At 60.7% G+C, this 19,793-nt stretch carries 19 protein-coding genes; 11 read left to right on the top strand and 8 right to left on the bottom strand.

The window, feature by feature from the left end:
• Positions 1-5 precede the first annotated feature (5 nt).
• Genes AB4874_RS09855 through coxB form a run of 4 tightly spaced genes read right to left on the bottom strand, consistent with a single transcriptional unit; the run spans position 6 to position 2,664 of the window.
• Positions 6-596: a cytochrome c oxidase assembly protein gene (locus AB4874_RS09855; protein WP_295536490.1), complete on the bottom strand. Its 591-nt coding sequence runs from the start codon at positions 594-596 to the stop codon at positions 6-8.
• Entirely contained in the window at positions 593-814 is a 222-nt protein-coding gene (locus tag AB4874_RS09850) for a cytochrome c oxidase system small membrane protein (protein WP_295536491.1), read from the bottom strand. The genes AB4874_RS09855 and AB4874_RS09850 overlap by 4 nt, the downstream gene beginning before the upstream one ends.
• A gap of 3 nt (positions 815-817) precedes the next feature.
• Positions 818-1,750 carry a heme o synthase gene (gene cyoE / locus AB4874_RS09845; RefSeq protein WP_368391861.1) on the bottom strand — a complete coding sequence of 311 codons (933 nt, stop codon included), beginning with the start codon at positions 1,748-1,750 and terminating at the stop codon, positions 818-820.
• 35 nt (positions 1,751-1,785) lie between these two features.
• The gene (gene coxB / locus AB4874_RS09840; protein ID WP_295536496.1) at positions 1,786-2,664 is read right to left on the bottom strand and encodes a cytochrome c oxidase subunit II; all 879 of its coding nucleotides are present in this window, start codon (positions 2,662-2,664) and stop codon (positions 1,786-1,788) included.
• A 168-nt stretch (positions 2,665-2,832) separates the two neighbouring features.
• Between coxB and tldD the strand changes: the two genes are divergently transcribed.
• On the top strand, positions 2,833-4,260 hold the full coding sequence (tldD, locus tag AB4874_RS09835; RefSeq protein ID WP_368391860.1) for a metalloprotease TldD: 1,428 nt from the start codon (positions 2,833-2,835) through the stop codon (positions 4,258-4,260).
• Between the two features lie 179 nt (positions 4,261-4,439).
• Positions 4,440-5,588: a DNA-processing protein DprA gene (dprA, locus tag AB4874_RS09830; RefSeq protein WP_368391859.1), complete on the top strand. Its 1,149-nt coding sequence runs from the start codon at positions 4,440-4,442 to the stop codon at positions 5,586-5,588.
• Positions 5,589-5,593: 5 nt separating this feature from the next.
• Here dprA and AB4874_RS09825 read toward each other — a convergent pair whose 3' ends face one another.
• The gene (locus AB4874_RS09825; protein WP_368391858.1) at positions 5,594-6,037 is read right to left on the bottom strand and encodes a hypothetical protein; all 444 of its coding nucleotides are present in this window, start codon (positions 6,035-6,037) and stop codon (positions 5,594-5,596) included.
• Between the two features lie 151 nt (positions 6,038-6,188).
• Between AB4874_RS09825 and topA the strand changes: the two genes are divergently transcribed.
• The 3 genes from topA (at position 6,189) to AB4874_RS09810 (ending at position 10,400) form a co-directional block, all read left to right on the top strand.
• The gene (topA, locus tag AB4874_RS09820) at positions 6,189-8,900 is read left to right on the top strand and encodes a type I DNA topoisomerase (RefSeq protein WP_368391857.1); all 2,712 of its coding nucleotides are present in this window, start codon (positions 6,189-6,191) and stop codon (positions 8,898-8,900) included.
• A 168-nt stretch (positions 8,901-9,068) separates the two neighbouring features.
• The gene (locus tag AB4874_RS09815) at positions 9,069-9,770 is read left to right on the top strand and encodes a CoA transferase subunit A (RefSeq protein ID WP_368391856.1); all 702 of its coding nucleotides are present in this window, start codon (positions 9,069-9,071) and stop codon (positions 9,768-9,770) included.
• Positions 9,771-9,773: 3 nt separating this feature from the next.
• On the top strand, positions 9,774-10,400 hold the full coding sequence (locus AB4874_RS09810) for a 3-oxoacid CoA-transferase subunit B (protein WP_295536509.1): 627 nt from the start codon (positions 9,774-9,776) through the stop codon (positions 10,398-10,400).
• A gap of 57 nt (positions 10,401-10,457) precedes the next feature.
• Here the strand turns inward: AB4874_RS09810 and AB4874_RS09805 are convergent, their stop codons facing one another.
• Positions 10,458-11,135, bottom strand: coding sequence for a lysozyme inhibitor LprI family protein (locus AB4874_RS09805; RefSeq protein ID WP_368391855.1), 678 nt, complete (start codon positions 11,133-11,135; stop codon positions 10,458-10,460).
• Positions 11,136-11,249: 114 nt separating this feature from the next.
• On the opposite strand from AB4874_RS09805, the gene AB4874_RS09800 reads away from it, so the two are divergent.
• The 5 genes from AB4874_RS09800 (at position 11,250) to AB4874_RS09780 (ending at position 16,436) form a co-directional block, all read left to right on the top strand.
• Positions 11,250-11,732 carry an Lrp/AsnC family transcriptional regulator gene (locus AB4874_RS09800; protein WP_368392040.1) on the top strand — a complete coding sequence of 161 codons (483 nt, stop codon included), beginning with the start codon at positions 11,250-11,252 and terminating at the stop codon, positions 11,730-11,732.
• Positions 11,733-11,897: 165 nt separating this feature from the next.
• Complete coding sequence (locus AB4874_RS09795; RefSeq protein ID WP_368391854.1) at positions 11,898-13,268, top strand: aspartate aminotransferase family protein; 1,371 nt, start codon at positions 11,898-11,900, stop codon at positions 13,266-13,268.
• Between the two features lie 119 nt (positions 13,269-13,387).
• Positions 13,388-14,383, top strand: a complete 996-nt coding sequence (locus AB4874_RS09790) for a lysylphosphatidylglycerol synthase transmembrane domain-containing protein (protein ID WP_368391853.1) — start codon at positions 13,388-13,390, stop codon at positions 14,381-14,383.
• Between the two features lie 23 nt (positions 14,384-14,406).
• Positions 14,407-15,705: an FAD-binding protein gene (locus AB4874_RS09785; RefSeq protein ID WP_368391852.1), complete on the top strand. Its 1,299-nt coding sequence runs from the start codon at positions 14,407-14,409 to the stop codon at positions 15,703-15,705.
• The gene (locus AB4874_RS09780) at positions 15,702-16,436 is read left to right on the top strand and encodes an SDR family oxidoreductase (RefSeq protein WP_368391851.1); all 735 of its coding nucleotides are present in this window, start codon (positions 15,702-15,704) and stop codon (positions 16,434-16,436) included. Before AB4874_RS09785 ends, AB4874_RS09780 begins: the two co-directional genes overlap by 4 nt.
• 129 nt (positions 16,437-16,565) lie before the next feature.
• On the opposite strand, the gene AB4874_RS09775 is transcribed toward AB4874_RS09780, so the two are convergent.
• The gene (locus AB4874_RS09775) at positions 16,566-17,987 is read right to left on the bottom strand and encodes a UbiA family prenyltransferase (protein WP_368391850.1); all 1,422 of its coding nucleotides are present in this window, start codon (positions 17,985-17,987) and stop codon (positions 16,566-16,568) included.
• Between the two features lie 2 nt (positions 17,988-17,989).
• Entirely contained in the window at positions 17,990-18,856 is an 867-nt protein-coding gene (locus AB4874_RS09770) for a lytic transglycosylase domain-containing protein (RefSeq protein ID WP_438273464.1), read from the bottom strand.
• A gap of 367 nt (positions 18,857-19,223) precedes the next feature.
• Between AB4874_RS09770 and AB4874_RS09765 the strand changes: the two genes are divergently transcribed.
• Positions 19,224-19,421, top strand: a complete 198-nt coding sequence (locus AB4874_RS09765; RefSeq protein ID WP_438273467.1) for a hypothetical protein — start codon at positions 19,224-19,226, stop codon at positions 19,419-19,421.
• Positions 19,422-19,793: the final 372 nt, after the last annotated feature.

Genomic DNA, 19,793 nt, shown 5'->3' with positions numbered 1-19,793 from the left:
ATGGCTTAATTGACCGTTCCCGCAGCATCTGCTTGCGAGGTTGCAGCATGCTGCTCGGGCAATTCTGTTTCGTAGAATGTGTAGCTCAGTGTCAGCGAGTTGATCCGTTTCGCGTCTGCATCATTGACGATCTCTGGATCGACAAAGAAGCTGACCGGCATTTGCACCCGCTCCCCCGGTTGCAAAACCTGCTCGGTAAAGCAGAAACACTGGATCTTATCGAAGTAGTAGCCCGCCACATCGGGCGAGACATTGTAGCTGGCCGTGCCCGCGACCACGCGGTCGGTGGGGTTGTAAGCCTCGTAAAAGGCCAGCCCGTTCTGCCCGATCTTGAGCTTCATCTCGGTCTTGACCGGTTTGAACTCCCACGGCATGTCGCGCGCCACATTGGCATCAAAGCGCACCGTTATCTCACGATCCAGCACGTGGTCGGGCAGTTTTTCCGCGACATTCGTGGTCCCGCCATAGCCCGTCGTCTTGCAAAACCAGTTGTAAAACGGCACCGCAGCCCAAGCCCCAGCCCCCATCACAACGACCAGCGCAAGCAGCGACAGCACCACCCGCGTGTTCGACTGTTGTTGGGGGGATTGGCTCACTTTGCGACCTCGGTCTTTGCAGGGGCGGCGCTGGTTGGCTCGGCAGGCAACGCCGAGACGCGCGGCTGATGATCAAAGCCCTCAAGCTTGTTGCCACGCTCGACCTTGACCACAGTCAGGCCGAAAACGATGGCGACAAAGCCCAATAGGACCACGCCCAGCCCCGCATTGCGCGAGAACCGGCGGGTGTGAATCTCACTGTCACGCGTGATTGCCATGTCTTACCAGACCCCCAAACCGAGATAGCTCAGCCCGGCCTCAGCCAGCAAAGCGAGAAAATGTGCGAAGAGATAGATCAGCGAGAAGTAAAAGAACCGCTTTTCAACAGCGTATTTATCGGCCTCTGCCTGCACCTCGGAGCGGCCGTGAATCTCGATTGCGCCCTTGATGAACAAAGCATTCATCACGATCGCCGTCGCAAAATACAGCGGCCCACCGATCGAAGTGAACCCGATCCCGACCGCCAGAGGCGCAAGGATCAACGCATAGGCTAGGATATTCTTGCGCGTCACCCTGCGGCCATGCGTCGAGGTGAGCATCGGCACCTTGGCCTCATCGTAATCGGCCTTCATGAACAACGCGAGCGACCAGAAATGCGGCGGCGTCCACAGGAAGACCAGCAGGAACATCGCCACCGATTCGATGGAAATCCCGCCCGTTGCCACTGCCCAGCCGATCATCGGAGGAAACGCCCCCGCTGCGCCGCCGATCACGATGTTCTGCGGCGTCGCGCGTTTGAGCCACATCGTATAGACGACAACGTAGAAGAAGATCGTAAAGGCGAGGAAAAGCCCGGCGAAAATATTGGTGGCCAAAGCCAGCATGACGCAGGAAATGCCTGACAGCGCGAGGCCAAAGCCCAGTGCTTCGCGTTCGCTGACGCGGCCTGCCGGGATCGGGCGGTTGCGCGTGCGCCGCATGATCCGGTCGATATCGGCATCATACCACATGTTCAGCGCGCCCGACGCACCGCCGCCCAGCGCGATAAACAAGATCGCAACAAAACCGACGAACGGATGCACCGGATTGGGGGCAACGACCAGCCCGACAAAGGCCGTGAACACGACAAGCGACATCACGCGCGGTTTCAGCAAAGCGATGTAATCGCCGAACCGGGCCTCATTGTCTTGCTGGATATAGCCGATGTCACTCATTTACGCTGCCTTTCAGGTGCCAATGTCACGCGTGCTCAGTTCTGCGCGACCTGGATCGCCTGCTCCGTCTTGACCGAAGCGAAATCGTTTTTCGCGCGTGCAAGCCAGTTAGCGTAAACTTCGGGTGAGACAACCTTCACCACGATCGGCATATAGGCGTGATTGGTGCCACACAGTTCCGAGCACTGGCCGAAATACACACCTTCTTGATCGGACTTAAACCACAATTGCGCGATCCGGCCCGGCACGGCGTCTTGCTTTACCGCGAAAGCAGGCACCGTCCAGCTGTGAATCACGTCAGATCCGGTGAGTTGCACCACGATTGACTTGCCCACCGGCACGACCATCGCATTGTCCGCCGCCAGCAAATATTCGTCGGGCGCATAGCCATGATCGGCAAGCTCGTCCTTGCCAAGCATGATCGAATCAAAGCTGACGCCCTCATCGGGGTATTCATAGCCCCAGTACCACTGATAGCCGGTCACCTTGATGGTGATGTCACCCTCGGGGATCTCTTGCGAGTTCCACAGCGCGGGCAGCGAAAACGCCCCGATCACCACCAGAATGGCCACCGGCACCAGCGTCCATGTGATTTCCAACGGCGCATTATGGGTGAACTTGCGCGGCGTCGGGTTGGCGCGGCTGTTAAAGCGGATCAAGGCGTAAAAGATCAGCGCAAAGACGAAGACGCAGGTCGCGGCAACAATCACCAGCAACATATGATCCAGCCATTGCTGATCTTCTGCGATATTAGACGAGGCCGGCTGAAACCCGGTTCCGCCCAGATGCGGCTTACCGATGACCGGCAGACCCTTGATCATATCCTGAGCCGAGGCTTGCCCGGCAATGACGCTCGACATGGCAGCCGACACGACAGCGGCCGCGAAAGCGCGGCAGTTGCTTGCAAAACGCATTATTCCCATTTCTCCCTTATGACGACCTTCCCAGCCGCCGAACGGAAAACCGACACTCCCATATCGGTCCCCCGTTGTATGATCTTAGTTTAAAATCATATTAGAGGGGGATCGCAAGCAAAAGCTGCGACATTCTGTCAGAATTGATCATATACGTTTGGAGAGCCAATGCCCCAGCAAGACCGTTTTGCCCCGTTCGAGACCGCTCTCGATCAGTCCGCGGCCTTGCATCTGCTGCGTGAGGCCACTGCAGGCGCCGAGGATGGCGAACTATTTTTGGAGCAGCGCCGGTCCGAGGCGCTGGTCTTTGATGATGGTCGCGTCAAGACCGCGTCTTACGATGCTTCCGAGGGATTCGGCCTGCGCGCGGTCAAGGGCGAGGTGGCGGGATACGCCCATTCCACCGAGATTTCCGAATCTGCGCTGCGCCGCGCCAGTGAAACCGCGCGTCTGGCCGTGGGCGAGGGTGGTGGCGTGATGGCCCCGCCCCCCCAAGGCACCAACCTGCATCTCTATAGTGACGCCGATCCGGTCTCGGACACGCCCTTTGCCACCAAGATCGACATCCTGCGCGAGATTGACGCCTATGCCCGCGATCTCGACAAACGCGTGGTGCAGGTCTCGGTCAGCATGGCGGCCAGCCTGCAAGAGGTCTTTATCCTACGCCCCGAGGGTGGGCTGGTCAGTGATATTCGCCCGATGGCACGGCTCAACGTCTCCGTCATCGTCGAGGAAAACGGTAAACGTGAATCCGGCGGCCATGGCGGCGGCGGGCGCTTTGGGCTGACGGGCTTGATTGAGCCCGCGCACTGGAAACCTGTCGTCAGTGAAGCCCTGCGCATCGCCCTTGTGAACCTGCGCGCCGAGCCTGCGCCTGCGGGCCAGATGGATGTGGTGCTTGGCCCCGGCTGGCCCGGCGTGCTGCTGCATGAGGCGGTGGGTCACGGGCTTGAAGGCGATTTCAACCGCAAGAAGTCCTCGGCCTTTGCGGGGTTGATGGGCCAGCAAGTGGCGGCCAAAGGCGTGACGGTGCTGGATGACGGCACGATCCCGGACCGGCGCGGCTCGATCTCGATCGATGATGAGGGCACGCCCTCGGGCAAGAACGTGCTAATCGAAGATGGCGTGCTGGTCGGCTTCATGCAGGATCGCCAGAACGCGCGGCTGATGGGGGTCACCCCGACGGGCAACGGGCGGCGCGAAAGCTATGCCCATGCGCCGATGCCGCGTATGACCAATACTTACATGCTTAATGGCGATGCCGAACCGGGCGCGATTCTCGCGGATCTGAAGGACGGCATCTATGCCGTGGGTTTCGGCGGCGGTCAGGTCGACATCACCAATGGCAAGTTCGTGTTCAACTGCACCGAGGCTTATCGCGTGAAGAACGGCGTGGTTGGCGCTCCGGTCAAGGGGGCCACGCTGATTGGCGACGGCCCCACCGCGATGCGCCAGATCCGCGCGATCGGCAATGACATGGCCCTTGATCCGGGCATCGGCAATTGCGGCAAAGCGGGCCAATGGGTGCCCGTTGGCGTGGGCCAACCGACGCTGATGATCGGCGGGCTGACCGTGGGCGGGTCCGCCGCGGCCTAAGAATCACCTGTAGCTTCTTGCCTTTGAGCGGACTTCGGGCCGTTGCGGCCGGATATTTGCATAGTTTTTTCAACCTAAACGCGAATAATTTTTACAAAAATCGCCTCAACTCTGGATTTAGTAACGACTTGTTAACACTAACGAGTCACAAAGGAGATGCGATTGAGGCGGAGGATTGGATGAAAGCAGATTTGTTTTCTTACCCCACCCCCTTCACCCCACCCACCACGGAAGAAGATGAACTGTCTGTCCTCCGCCTCATTCGTTCTCGTCGGGTTGGGCCGGCGACCTTTCACCGCATGATCCGCGAACATGGCACGGCGCAGGCCGCGCTGGCCGCCTTGCCCGAAGTGGCGCGCGCCGCTGGTGTGGCCGATTATCAGACTTGTCCCGAAGGTGTGGCACTTGCCGAGATCAAGGCTGGGCGTCGCGCTGGAGCACAGCTGATCTGTTACGGCACGCAAGCCTATCCGCATGATCTTGCAGGGATCGACGATGCGCCGCCCGTCCTCTGGGCGCTGGGGCGCATCGAGTTGCTGCACAGTCCGATGGTTGCGATGGTTGGTGCGCGCAATGCCTCGTCGCTGGGGCTGCGCATGGCGCGTCGCCTCGCCGAAGGGCTGGGCGAGGCAGGCATCACCGTGGTGTCGGGCCTTGCGCGCGGCATTGATACGGCTGCGCATCAGGCCGCGCTCCCCACCGGCACGATCGCAGTGCAGGCGGGCGGTATCGAGGTGATCTACCCCCAAGAGAACGCGAAACTGGCGGCGCAGATTGGCGAACAGGGCCTGCGCCTGTCAGAAAACCCGCCCGGCACGCAGCCGCAGGCGCGCCACTTCCCGCAACGCAACCGGATCATTTCAGGGCTGTCCTCGGGCGTTGTCGTCGTTGAGGCGGCGACAAAATCCGGCAGTCTGATCACGGCACGCGATGCGCTCGATCAGGGGCGCGAGGTGATGGCCGTGCCGGGTCACCCGATGGATGGCCGCGCGGGCGGGTGCAACCTGTTGATCCGCGATGGCGCGATTTTGGTGCGCGGGTCCGAAGATGTGCTGGCCGCGTTGCAAGCGGTGACAGAGCCCCCGGCCCCCGTCGCAATCCCCTCGCCCGCCACAAGCCCCGAACGCGACGCCTTAAATGCGCCGCCAAGCCCGCACAGACTGGAAGATCGCATCACAGGATGTCTCACGCCCTCGCCCGTCGCCGAAGATCAGGTGATCCGCGATCTGGGTATCGATGCCGCGCAATTCTCTCGCGCGATTGTCGTTTTAGAGATCGAAGGCCATGTCACCCGCCACCCCGGCGGATTGATCAGCTTGCCGATGTAGACCGCTCACATCCCTTGGCAGACATCCGCAATCACCGGACGATACACCTTGCAAATCGGCCCATAGGACCACCAGACATCCGTCGCGCCAAAGGTATAGTCTTTCACCACCCAGCGCCCGCCTTCTTTGCGATACAGCGCCTGACCCGAGGTGTGATCCGCGTCATACATGAATTCGTTGCGCGCCCATCCGGGGGTTGTTTCAATCTGGATCGGAATGCCGCCGGGGCGTTGTGCGCGCACCATCGCGAAGGCGAGATTGCCCGACACCCGCAACTCACCCACGACAAATTCCACCGGCGCCCCAAACAGCGACTGCGCAGGGCCACGCAGCGCATCCATCAGCGCCTTTCGCTCTACCGTGCCACGTTTGGGTTCATGCCAGCCCTGCGCACCCGCGAGCGTCGCCAAAAGCACCGAAAGACCAACCGTCAAAGCTATCCATCGCATCGCACACCCCCCGTGCCAACCGAGTGCACTCATTGAACAGCCCCACAGCGTTTCCTGCAAGGTTCACGAAAACCGCCGCATTGACAATCGCCCCCAAACCCCCACATGTTCCGCGCCCAGAGCATTTAGCCCAAGAATTGTGAGGACCATTATGGCCGTTGTCGTCGTCGAATCCCCTGCCAAGGCCAAGACGATCAACAAATACTTGGGGTCTGACTATACTGTGCTTGCCTCTTTCGGACACGTTCGCGACCTGCCTCCCAAGGATGGTTCGGTCGATACCGACAACGGTTTCGAGATGAAATGGGAAGTCGCGAGCGACTCCAAAAAGCACATGAAGGCGATCACCGACGCGCTGGCGCATGACGACACGCTGATCCTCGCAACTGACCCTGATCGCGAGGGCGAGGCGATTTCGTGGCACCTGCAAGAGGCGCTGGAGAAAAAGCTCAAAGGGAAGAATGTCAGCCGCGTGACCTTCAACGCGATCACCAAAACCGCGATTCTCGAGGCGATGAAGCACCCCCGTCAGGTCGATGCGCCGCTGGTCGAGGCCTATCTGGCCCGCCGCGCGCTGGACTACCTCGTTGGGTTCAACCTGTCGCCCGTTTTGTGGCGCAAACTGCCCGGCGCGAAATCGGCGGGGCGCGTGCAATCGGTCTGCCTGCGTCTGATCGTAGATCGCGAGATGGAGATTGAGGCGTTCAGGGCGCGCGAATACTGGAGCGTGGCGGCGAAACTGCTGACCCCGCGCGGTCAGGAATTCGAGGCACGGCTGTCGATTTTGGGCGGCAAGAAACTGGAAAAATACGACCTGGCCAATGAAACCTCCGCCGAAATGGCGGTGCAGGCGGTCAGTTCGCGCGATCTGGCGGTGACCTCGGTGGAGGCCAAGCCCGCTTCGCGCAACCCCTACCCGCCGTTCATGACCTCGACGCTGCAACAAGAAGCCAGCCGCAAATTCGGCATGGGTGCCAAGGCCGCAATGTCGGCGGCGCAGCGGCTCTATGAGGCCGGGCACATCACCTATATGCGGACCGACGGCATCGATATGGCCCCCGAGGCCGTGACAGCCGCGCGCGAGGCGATCAAGGACAAGTTCGGCGCGAAATACGTCCCCGACAGCCCGCGCATCTACAAGAACAAGGCCAAGAACGCGCAAGAGGCGCATGAATGTATTCGCCCCACCGAGATGGCCAAAAGCCCCGATCAGCTCAAGCTCGCTGATGATCAGTTCAAACTTTACGACCTGATCTGGAAGCGCACGATTGCCAGCCAGATGGAGGCCGCGCGGTTCGAGCGCACCACCGTGTTGATCGGGTCTGCCGACAATCAGGTCGAGCTGCGCGCCACTGGGTCTGTCGTGACGTTTGATGGGTTCCTCAAGGTCTATGACCAGGGCCGCGACGATGATGAGGGCGAGGACGCCAACCGCCTGCCGCAAATCGCACAGGGCGAGGCGCTGAGCCCGGCGAAAGCCTCGTTCGAGGAGGCGTTTACCAAAGCCAAGGGCGACGCGGATGCCGTGATCGAAACCGAAGCGGGTGATGCTCTGCGCCGCTGTCCGGCGGCTATCATCGACGCCAAGGGCGCGGTGCTGGGTGCGCAGCATTTCACCCAGCCCCCGCCGCGCTACACCGAGGCCACGCTGGTCAAGCGGATGGAAGAGCTCGGCATCGGGCGGCCCTCGACCTATGCCTCGATCGTAACGACGATTCAGGATCGCGGCTATGTGCGCAAGGACAAGAACCGGCTGATCCCCGAAGATACCGGGCGGCTGGTGACGGCTTTCCTGAGCAACTATTTCAAACGCTATGTCGAATATGATTTCACCGCCGATCTGGAAGATCAGCTGGATGATATTTCGGCGGGCGATCGCGACTATAAGGACGTGCTGGAACGGTTTTGGCGCGATTTCTCGGCCGCCTTGGCCGAAACGTCCGAGCTGCGCATTACCGAGGTTCTCGATAAGATCGACGAGGTTCTCGGCCCGCATCTCTATCCGCCGCGCGCCGACGGATCTGACCCGCGCGTCTGCCCGCTGTGTGGCAAGGGCCAGCTGCACTTGAAAACTGCGCGCTCGGGCGGTGCTTTTATCGGCTGTGGCAATTATCCCGAATGCCGCTTTACCCGGCCTCTGTCGGCACCCGATGGCGATGACGAGTTGCAGGCGTTAGACGGCAAGGTTCTGGGCTATGATGACGACCAGCCCATCACCCTGCGCGTGGGCCGCTTTGGCCCCTATGTGCAAAAGGGCGAACCCACCGAAGAAGCCCCCAAACCACCGCGCGCCTCGCTGCCCAAAGGCTGGAAGCCCGAAGAAATCAACCTTGAAAAGGCGCTGATGCTGCTCAGCCTGCCGCGCGAAATCGGTCCGCATCCCGAAGATGGTGAGATGGTCGAGAGCTCGATCGGGCGCTACGGGCCTTATGTGAAACACGGGCGGGTCTACGCCAATATCGCTGATGTCGACGAGGTCTTTACCATCGGCATGAACCGCGCGGTCGAGGTGCTTGCGCAAAAGGCCGCTAAGGGCGGACGTGGCGCTGCGGCCACGCCGATCAAGGAATTGGGCGAGCATCCCGATGGCGGCCCGGTGCAGGTCATGCCGGGGCGCTACGGGCCTTATGTGAAATGGGGCAAGATCAACGCCACCCTGCCCAATGACATCGAACCCGAGGCGGTCACACTGGAAGACGCGCTGCCCATGATCGAGGCGAAAGCCGCCAAAAAAGGTGGCGCGAAGAAAAAAGCCGCCCCGAAAAAGGCTGCGGCCAAGAAACCGGCGGCGAAAAAGCCTGCAGCCAAAAAACCAGCCGCCAAGAAAGCGCCTGCGAAAAAGGCAGCGCCCAAGGACGAATGAGACCGCCGCCACGCCCCTGCATCTTGCGCCCGGCTCAAAGCGTCGGGCGCACACCCTGCCCTTGGTGCGCAAGAAATTTATCGCAAACGCCATGACTTGCTGCATTGCGGCAATTGACTCACCCCCGCCCCCTTGCGAAAGTCGCGCGCAAATGAGCGGAGGAAATCGATGAACAAGGTTTACGGTTCTGCGAAGGAAGCCCTTGATGGGTTGCTCTTCGACGGAATGCTGATCGCGGCCGGGGGCTTTGGCCTGTGCGGCATTCCTGAACTGCTGATCGACGCGCTGGTCGAGAGCAAGGTCAAAGACATCACCATCGCGTCCAACAATTGCGGCGTGGACGGGTTTGGTCTGGGCAAACTGCTTGACACCAAACAGATCAAGAAAATGATGTCCTCTTACGTCGGCGAGAACGCGGAATTCATGCGTCAGTATCTGTCAGGCGAGCTGGAGCTGGAATTCAACCCGCAGGGCACTTTGGCCGAACGCATGCGCGCCGCCGGTCACGGCATTCCGGGTTTTTACACCAAAACTGGCGTGGGCACGGTGATTGCCGAGGGCAAAGAGCACAAGGATTTCAACGGCGAAACCTATATCCTTGAAGAGGGCATCTTCGCCGATGTCTCGATCGTCAAGGCGTGGAAAGCCGATGAAACCGGTAACGCAATTTTCCGCAAGACCGCGCGCAACTTCAACCCGCCGGCTGCGATGTGTGGCAAGACCTGCGTGATGGAGGTCGAAGAGATCGTGCCCGTGGGCTCGCTTGATCCCGACTGCATCCACCTGCCGGGTATCTATGTGCATCGCCTCATTCAGGGCGAGCAGGAAAAGCGCATCGAACAGCGCACCACGCGCAAGCGGGAGGCCTAAACCATGTGGGATCGCAATCAAATGGCGGCGCGCGCTGCCAAGGAACTGCAAGACGGCACCTATGTGAACCTAGGGATCGGCATCCCGACGCTGGTGCCCAATTTTATCCCCGAGGGCGTGAACGTCACGCTGCAATCGGAAAACGGCATGCTGGGCATGGGTCCGTTTCCCTATGAGGGCGACGAAGACCCCGACCTAATCAATGCTGGCAAGCAGACGATCACCGAACTGCCCAACACCGCCTATTTCGACAGCGCGACCAGTTTCGGCATGATCCGGGGCGGCAAAATCGCGATGGCGATTTTGGGCGCAATGGAAGTGGCCGAAAACGGCGATCTGGCGAACTGGATGATTCCCGGCAAGCTGGTCAAGGGCATGGGCGGCGCGATGGATCTGGTCGCGGGCGTCGGTCGGGTTGTCGTGGTCATGGATCACACCAACAAGCATGGCGAGAGCAAGGTGCTCAAGGCCTGCACCCTGCCGCTGACCGGTACCGGCGTGGTCAACCGCATCATCACCAATATGGGCGTTCTCGATGTGGTTGAGGGTGGGCTGAAACTGCTCGAGCTGGCCGATGGCGTCACCGAGCAAGAGCTGCGCGCCGCGACCGAGGCAACCATCGTCAACTGATCGCGTGATCGAAACATTGTGCAAAGGGCGGCTTGCAGGCCGCCCTTTTTGCTGCGCTCAAAAGCAGGGGCTATTGCCCTCCATCGTGATTTCGCGCGGTGGCCCGGGCTGACGCTCCGTCGCGATCCATTGTTGCGAACTGATCGCGCTGCGGGCCCCGCAATTGGCCTGACAGCCCGGATCCTCTGTCACCACCTCCATCATCACATTGCCATTCATACCCGTCACCGTGACCGGACAGCCCGAAGGCTTGCCCGACCAACTCGCACCGCGCGCGCGTAACGGCCCCATGATCGAACAGCTATGCCCGTTCGCCCCAAAGGAGATGTAAGACAGCGACAAACCGCCCCCCGCTGGCAAAAGCGACAACCCCGCCTGACCATTGCGCGCACACCAAGTGCCCACAGGTTTCAGCCCCGCATCGCGCATCGGTGCCTTGAGCGCGGCAATGCGATCGGCCATCAACGGGCGCAGGCAATCGGGGTTGCCATAACAGGCCTTGCGCACCTGAACCCACGCGCGCTGTTCCGCCTTCAGCGCCCCCTGATCTGCCTTTGAAAGCGACTTCAGACGGCTGGCATAGGCCGCACTCAGCGCCACATCCAGTTTTCCCAAGCCCGGATTGGCGCAAATCGCCTTTTCCGCCGGGCTGCTCGCTTTGGCGCAATTGAAACTTTGTGCGGGTGCCACGCTGGGCAAAGCCAGCAGGAAAATGGCCCAAACCAAAGCTTTCATGATCCCATCCCCCAAAATGATTCAGGGCAAAACGATAGCGCAAATAGCCGATTCGAAGGGGCATCACTTCGGAGGATGGACAGCCCCGAAAAGCGGTGTAGGGTCAGCCGCATGATTAAGCTCGACCATCGCGATATCGAAATTCTGCGTATTTTGGCGCGCGAGGGGCGCGTCTCCAAGGCGGTTCTCGCCGAGAAGATCAACCTCTCGGCCACCCCGGCTTGGGAACGGCTGAAGAAGCTGGAAAAGCATGGGCTGATCACCCACTATTCCGCCGAATTCAACCTGCGTAAACTTGGCCCGCATGTGACGCTGTTCGTGGCCGCCGAACTGAGCGATCACACTGCGGCCAGTTTCCAGCGCTTTGAGCGCGCGCTTGATCACCATGATGAGGTCGTGGGCTGCTGGGCGCTGGGGGGCGGTTTCGACTATCTGCTGCAGATCATCACCCGCGATATCGAATCCTACCAAACCCTGATCGACACGATGCTGGATGCCCGGATCGGGATCGGGCGCTATTTCACCTATATCGTGACCAAGCAGGTCAAAGGCCCCGCCGCCCCGCCGTTCGCCCTGCTTGCAGGCCAATCGGACTAGCGCGGGCGACAATTTCAGTCCGCATCCAGCGCCGAAGCAGTCCTTTTGGACTGCCATCCCTCCGGAATTCCGTCAGTCTCGAGAGGACTCGAATCCCCCCAACTCGCGTGAGTTGGGCGGAACCGATATGTGCCGCGACCCGGCCCGACCGCCAAAGGAGACAGAATGCTGACCAATGACCAACTCGACAAATGGGACCGCGAGAGCTTTTTCCACCCCTCGACCCATCTCGCCCAGCATGCACGCGGCGAATCCCCAACCCGGATCATCACTGGCGGCAATGGTGTGTTCATCGAGGATCGCGACGGCAACAAGCTGCTGGATGCATTCGCGGGGCTGTATTGCGTGAATGTCGGCTATGGCCGCACCGAGATTGCCGAGGCGATTGCCGAGCAAGCCAAGGAACTCGCCTATTATCACGCCTATGTCGGGCACGGCACCGAGGCCTCGATCACGCTGGCCCATATGGTGCTGGAGCGCGCGCCCGCCCACATGTCCAAGGTCTATTTTGGCCTGTCGGGGTCGGATGCGAACGAAACCAACGTCAAGCTGATCTGGTATTACAACAACATCCTTGGCCGCCCCGAGAAGAAGAAAATCATCTCGCGTTGGCGGGGCTATCACGGGTCCGGCTTGATGACCGGCTCGCTGACCGGGCTTGAGCTGTTTCACAAGAAATTCGACCTGCCGCTGGCGCAGGTGATCCATACCGAGGCGCCCTATTACTTCCGCCGCCCCAAGGCCGAGATGTCCGAAGCCGAATTCACCGCCCATTGCGTGGCCGAGCTTGAGGCGCTGATCGCGCGCGAGGGCGCAGACACCATCGCGGCTTTTATCGGTGAACCGATTCTGGGCACAGGCGGCATCGTGCCCCCGCCCGCAGGCTATTGGCCCGCGATTCAGGCCGTGTTGGACAAGCACGACATCTTGCTGGTCGCGGATGAGGTGGTCACGGGGTTCGGCCGGCTCGGCACGATGTTTGGCTCGGATCACTACGGCATGAAGCCCGATCTGATCACCATCGCCAAGGGGCTGACCTCGGCCTACGCGCCGCTCTCGGGTTCCATCGTGGGCGAGAAGATGTGGAAAGTGCTGGAACAAGGCACCGATGAAAATGGCCCGATCGGCCATGGCTGGACCTATTCGGCGCACCCGATCGGGGCGGCGGCGGGCGTGGCCAACCTGCGCCTGATCGACAAGCTGGGGCTGGTCGCCAATGCTGGATCGGTGGGCAAATACCTTAACGATGCGATGCGCGACGCGATTGGCGATCATGCCCATGTCGGCGATGTGCGCGGCGAGGGGATGCTCTGCGCGATTGAGTTCGTGAAAGATCGCAATGCCCGGACCTTCTTTGATCCCGCCGACAAGATCGGCGCGAAACTGGCGGGTGCAATGGTCGAGCGCGGCGTGATCGCGCGGGCAATGCCGCAGGGCGATATCTTGGGCTTCGCGCCGCCGCTTTGTCTTACCGAAGCCGAGGCCGATCAGATCGTTGCGACCACCGCAGAGGCTGTGAAATCCGTGTTGGGCTAAGCCCTGAGCGCCAAACATCTGAAAGGGGGCGGCTTATCACGAGCCGCCCCTTAAATTTTGTCGCCCTTTGCGAAACAACGCCATATTCCTGCCCCGATCTGTCGCTAAATTCGGGGCAAATGAGCAGCACCAGTTCTGATATTCCGGCCCCAAGCCCACCCCTGCCCCGCAAATGGCGCGACCGCGCATTGCTGGGTGGACTTTTGGCGTTGCTGGGGGCCGGGCTGATCGGCTTGGTTTCGGCCACCGGATGGCGCGAAACGCTGGCCCAGATTTCGCGCCTTCATCTGTGGCAAATTGCGGGGCTTTTGGGCCTGTCGCTGGCCAATTACCTGTTGCGCAGCCTGCGCTGGCATGTGCTGGCGCGCCGTCTTGGCCTGCCCACCACTCTGATCCAGAACACGCGCCACTTCCTGGGTGGGTTCGCGATGTCGGTCACCCCGGGACGCGTTGGGGAACTCGTGCGGATGCGCTGGCTCAAACGCGAAACCGGTTGGGCGGTGGAACGCACCGCGCCGCTGGTGCTGATGGATCGTGCCGGAGATTTGGCCGTGATGGCGCTCATCTTGGGGCTGTCGGTTTCGCTTGCCGCAGGCGGGATCGCGGGCGCATTGCCTGTCACGCTGCTGGCCTTTGGCGCGGCGATCATTGTCACGCGCCCGCGCCTTCTGGCCGCGCTGATCACCTATTCGTACCGCGCCAGCGGCCGGGCTGCGCGCATCTTTGCCCGCGCGCGCGGGGCGGCACGCTCGCTCAACCGCTTTACCCATGGACCCACGCTGATCATCGCGCTCGGCTTTGGCCTGATCGGCTGGCTGGCCGAGGGCTATGCCTTTCATCTGCTTTTGGGCTGGATGGGGGCCGATATCGGGCTGTGGAAAGCGGTCGCGATCTTTGTCTTTTCGACTTTGGCAGGCGGGCTGACGGGCGCGCCCGGCGGGCTAGGCGGTGCAGAGGCCGCAATGGTCGCGCTGCTCTCGCTCGATGGTGTGCCGCTTGAAGTCTCGGTGCCCGCCACCGCCATTATTCGGCTGACCACCTTGTGGTTTGCCATCGCAATCGGTCTGGCGGTGTTTCCGTTGGCCGAGCGCGCCTCTCAAAAGGGCCGCATATAAGGCCCCATGACACGAGCAGTATGATGGACTGGAAAGACAGCGAATATGCCGGTTGGGGCCGCGCACTGCGTGCCAAAGGCGCGATTGCGCGCCCGGATACACGCGCGGCCCTAAACCGGCTCGAAGCCGCGCCGGCTTTTGGCATGCGTCGCTCTTACGGCGATGCTGCGCTCAATTCCGATGGCCGCGCCGTGGATATGAGCGGCCTTGACCGCTTCATCGCCTTTGATCCCGACACTGGCCAGTTGCAGGTCGAGGCGGGCGCACGGATCGGCGAAATCGCGAGCGCCTTCGCGCCGCGCGGATGGCTGCCCGCCGTGATGCCCGGCACCGGGTTCGCCACGATCGGCGGCTGTATTGCGCAAGATGTGCATGGCAAGAACCACCATCATATGGGCAGCTTTGGCCAACATGTTAGCGAACTCGTTTTGCTGCAAAAGGGCCGCGAACGGATCGTGAAACCGGGCACTGCGCTGTTCAAGGCAACGCTGGGCGGGCTTGGCCAAACTGGCGTGATCTTGCGCGCGACGATCCAGATGCAGCGCTGCGCAGGCGATGTGATGCTGGTGACCGAACGCCGCGCGCCCGATTGGGAGACCCATCTGGCGCTGCTGGATGCCTCCACCGCCAGCTACACCGTGGGCTGGATCGACGCCACCGCAACGGGCGATGCACTTGGGCGCGGGATTGTCGAAGAAGGCGAAAGCGCCGCGGGCCTTGTAAAGCCGCGAAAGGGCACGCGCAAAGTGCCGCTGGACGCCCCGCATTTCGCATTGGCAGCCCCCGTCGTGCGCGCCTTCAACTGGGCGTATTTTCACCGCGTGCCCGCGCGGGGCCGCTCGGTCGTGCGCCCATTGCAAGATTTTTTCTTCCCGCTCGACAAGATCCACGACTGGAACCGGCTTTATGGCAAGCGCGGCTTTCACCAGTTTCAATGCGTCGTGCCGCTTGAGGCCGCAGACAGCCTGCGCGCGATGCTGGCTGAAATCGCGGGATCTGGGCTGGCCTCCCCACTGGCCGTTCTCAAACGGATGGGACCGGGTCGCGCGGGGTATCTCAGCTTCCCGATGGAGGGCTATACACTCGCCATCGATTTCCCCAATCGCCCCGCCGCGCGCGACCTGATCAAACGGCTCGAGGCGCGCGCTGCCGAGGCGGGGGGCAGACTATATTTCGCCAAGGACAGTCTGGCTCAAGGCGAACAGATCGCCGCGATGTATCCAGACTTGCCGAAATGGCAGACAGAAGTGGCCAAGGCCGACCCGGCGGGGGCATTGGAAACCGACATGACCCGCCGGTTGAAACTTAGGAGTGCGACATGAACAGCAGTTGGATTATCTTGGGCGCAACCTCGGGAATTGCCCGCGCTGTGATCCGCAAACTCGCCGCCCAAGGCCACGCAATGTTTCTGGCAGGTCGCAATATAAGCGAGCTCGAGGCAATCGCCGCCGATTGCCGCCTGCGCGGAGCTCGTATGGCCGAGGTGATGAGCTTTGATGCGCGCGACGCCAGCAATTACGGCCAGCTTATTGCGCGGCTGCGCGATGAAGAGGGCGAACTGAACTGCGCCGTTTTCACCGGCTCAATGCCCGACCAAGAGGTGATCGACGCGAATCCGAACATGATCGAAGGCGTTCTGGCCGACAACCTGACGGGCCCTGCGACCTTCTTGACGATGCTTGCCCCCTTGATGGAGGAACGCGGCTGCGGCGCGATTGCGGGCGTGGGCTCGGTCGCGGGGGATCGCGGACGGCTGGGCAACTATGTCTATGGCGCCGCCAAAGCGGGTTTTGCCACCTATCTCTCGGGGCTGCGCAACCGGCTGGGCCGCTCGGGCGTACATGTGATGACGATCAAACCCGGCCCGGTGGACACGCCCATGACCTACGGCATGAAACTGCCGCTCATGACCACGCCGGACGCGGTGGCCGAGGACATCCTCAACGGCCTGAAGCGTAAAACCAACGTTCTTTATACACGCAAAATCTGGCGGCTCGTGATGGGGATTATCCGCGTCATTCCCGAACCGATTTTCAAGAAAATGTCGATCTGAGGCTTTTCCTCAGCGTTGGATGCCTCCGGCGGGAGTATTTTGAGCTAGATGAAATGAGGATTTCTTTCATCTAGCGCGAAATACTCCACGGGGGTCTGGGGGTGTGAAACCCCCAGCGCGCCGCCATACTTAGCCGCCGAACCAGATCGCCCAAAGGCCAGCCGCCCAAAACATCAGCGACAGCATGATCATGATCAGCCCCAGCCCGAATTTGTCACGCATGGCAAAGACGATCGGGTCGTAATCCTGTTTGCCAAACCAGCCCAGCGCAACCATTCGGATCAACCACCAGCCCAGCGGGATCATCGCGATCCACATCAGCCAGGTGTCGGGATATAACATCTCGCCTTGAACCGAGACGCTGTAGAGAAAAAACACCAACAGCGCAGCAAACACGCCCAGCCCCGCGACGTTCAACAAATCGCCCCGATCTTGTCGACCATAGCCGCGCCCGGGCAAGCGCTCGTCCGAGGTAGCAAGCGTCAATTCGGTCAGCCGTTTGACACATCCCAGCGCGATAAATACCGGGAAGATGAAGATCAGCATATAGACGGACACATCGACCTGCCCTGCCGCCGCCCCCGCCACGACGCGTATCGTATAAAGTGAGGCGAGCGTGGCGATATCGACCCAGCGCATCCGTTTAAGTTTCAACGAATAGGCCAGCGACGTGAGCATATAAAGCACCACGATGCCGAAGAAGGCCGTGTTGAGTGCCCCGGCAATAGCGAGCGCGCCGAGCGCGAGCACCACGAACGCCATCATGCCAATTTTAATCGGCACGGCCCCGCTCGCAAAGGGACGACGGCATTTCGTCGGATGCAGCCGGTCCGCTTCGAGATCGAGCAGATCGTTGATGATATAGATTGAGGAGGCCGCGAAAGAGAACGCGATGATGCCCAGCAAGATCGGCCCCAGCGTGATCATGTCAAAGCGGTGTGACGCGATCAGCGGCAGCAGGAGCAGCACGTTCTTGACCCATTGATGGGGCCGAATCGCCCTGATGAGCGCGCGCCACGACCAACCGCCCTCAAGTTCACTAACCTTGGGCAAAGATTTGGCCGCTGCAACATCACCCACGACCAGCGCACGCTCGGCATGGGTCCAGATCGCCATATCAGTGGCTTCGTTCCCCGCGTAGTCGAACCCTTTCTCACCATAGGCATTAACCAAAGCCTGCGCCTTGGCCGCGCCCTTAAGATTGGTTTCCCCATCGGAGGCAAAGACATGTTCGGATAAACCATGCGCCGCAGCCAGCGCCTTGACTTGTGTCTCATCGGAAGCCGAGGCCAGCACAATCTCGCGCCCCTCTTCCTGCGCCTGCCTGACCTCGGCGGCCACCGAAGGCGTCACCGGCATCAGATCAAGGCGCAAGGTCACGATGCGCGCCAATTCGGCCTTGAGCTTGGCGGGCTGCGAAAAGAACCGGGCTGCCGCGCGCAATGTCGGGAACGGCGCACGACCCAACCCAGCCCAGAACGCTTCGAACAAAAGATCGGTTCTCAAGAATGTGCCGTCGACATCAAGCACAAGCGGTCTTTTCTGATCCATTCCTAGCCTTTCACTCGAAACACACAGCCATCGCTGACCAGCTGCGGCGGCGTCATGCACAAGCCACGCGCGACCGCCCAGGCCGCCAGCACCTTGGGCACGTAGTCGCGCGTCTCCGCAAAGGGCGGAACGCCGTCATTCTTCTTCACGTTGTTCTCGCCCGAGTTATAGGCCGCAATGACCATCAGCGGATCGCGGTCAAACTCTTTCATCAGCCAGTCCAGATAGGTGACGCCACCCGAAATGTTCTGCGCTGGGTCCTTGCTATCTGCGACATCAAAGCGATCGGCAGTGGCCGGGATCAATTGCATCAGCCCAACCGCCCCCGCATGGCTGACCGCCGCATGGTTGCCTCCTGATTCCACCGAGATCATGGCCAGAACAAGCGCGGGCGAAACTTCGGTGCCGATCGTGGCCTTTAGAATATCTCTGCCGTGGGCGCGCGCGATCTGGGCCAGATCCGCCAAACGCGGCGCGTTCACCCCCACGCCTTTGGGTCCTTGCGACAAAGCGGCCACCGCAGAGTCAAAGCGCCCCGCGCGGTCTTCGATCTTGGGCGAGATCATTTTCCAATACCAAGAATATTTCGCGCGACCTTTGGGTGCACTTGGCCCGGTGCTCGACTTTGTATCGGTATCGGCGGACGGCTTGGTCAAGGGCTGCCAGGGGGCATTCGCCATCGCGGCGAGTTCGCGCTTTTGCTCAACGGGGTCGATTTGAATCGTGATGAACTGCTTGGTGCCCGGTTTGGGCGGCACCAAACGCTTTGCCTGCCAATGGCTCCCCGTCGGCGCGGACATATCGGCCCGGGCCGGCAATGCGGCCATCGCCGCAAAGACCGCAATCGTCACTGCTTGTATCGCGCGCATTGCGCCACCCGCTCGTTGCCCCGCGCAGCTCTATCGGCCACGTCTGATGCGTTTATAGGCAAAACCGGGCAAAAAAATCTAGAGAATCAAGCACTCAGCGGGACGATTCGCGGCAAAGAGGCGACCGGGCAACAGCAATGCGCCTCACGGACAAAAATTAGTAAAATTGGTTTATCGTTTTATTACAAAAGCTTAACCATATCGCCCCATAAAAGTTAAGCATTCGTAAAAACGCCCGAACCTTGCCCCAATCCCGCCACCTTCTGGGTTCCTTATGTCCTCATGCCGCAAGACGGGGACCAAGGTCAGGACTGGTCGAGAACTCGAACCGCGGATGTGCAAAGCAAACCTAGGAGAGAGACCCATGATGAAATTTTTCAAACTCAAGAAGTTCCACAACGAAGAAGACGGCGCAGTGACCGTTGACTGGGTTGTGCTGACCGCAGCCGTCGTTGGTCTGGGCGCCGCAGCGATGACGCTGGTGAGCAAAAAGACCGGCGTTCTGACCTCGAGCATTGGCAACTATCTCGGTTCGGCTTCGATCGCGACCGACTTCGCGAAATAATCAGCGCTTCCAGGGCGACGCCTTGCAGCGCAACAAAGCCGCTCCTTCGGGGCGGCTTTTTCCTGTCCCAGCATAGCCAAAGCACAGAATTGCGCGGGAAATACCTTGAAAGAGATCGTGTTACGCCCAATTCCGGCCGTTTTTGAGCGTCAGAATATAGACATACCGCGACGCAAGGCTGAGGCCGAAAGGACGCGGGCCTTGCAACCAAACCCTGGAGAAGACCCATGATGAAATTTTTCAAACTCAAGAAGTTCCACAACGAAGAAGACGGCGCAGTGACCGTTGACTGGGTTGTTCTGACCGCAGCTGTTGTCGGACTGGGCGCCGCAGCGATGACGCTGGTGAGCAAAAAGACCGGCGTTCTGACTT

Origin of the sequence: Thioclava arctica, assembly GCF_040892615.1 — a bacterium.
In the GTDB taxonomy this organism is placed as follows: Bacteria; Pseudomonadota; Alphaproteobacteria; order Rhodobacterales; family Rhodobacteraceae; genus Thioclava; species Thioclava arctica.
Note: the sequence above shows the minus strand (reverse complement) of the source record. Positions and strands in the feature narration are given on the sequence as shown.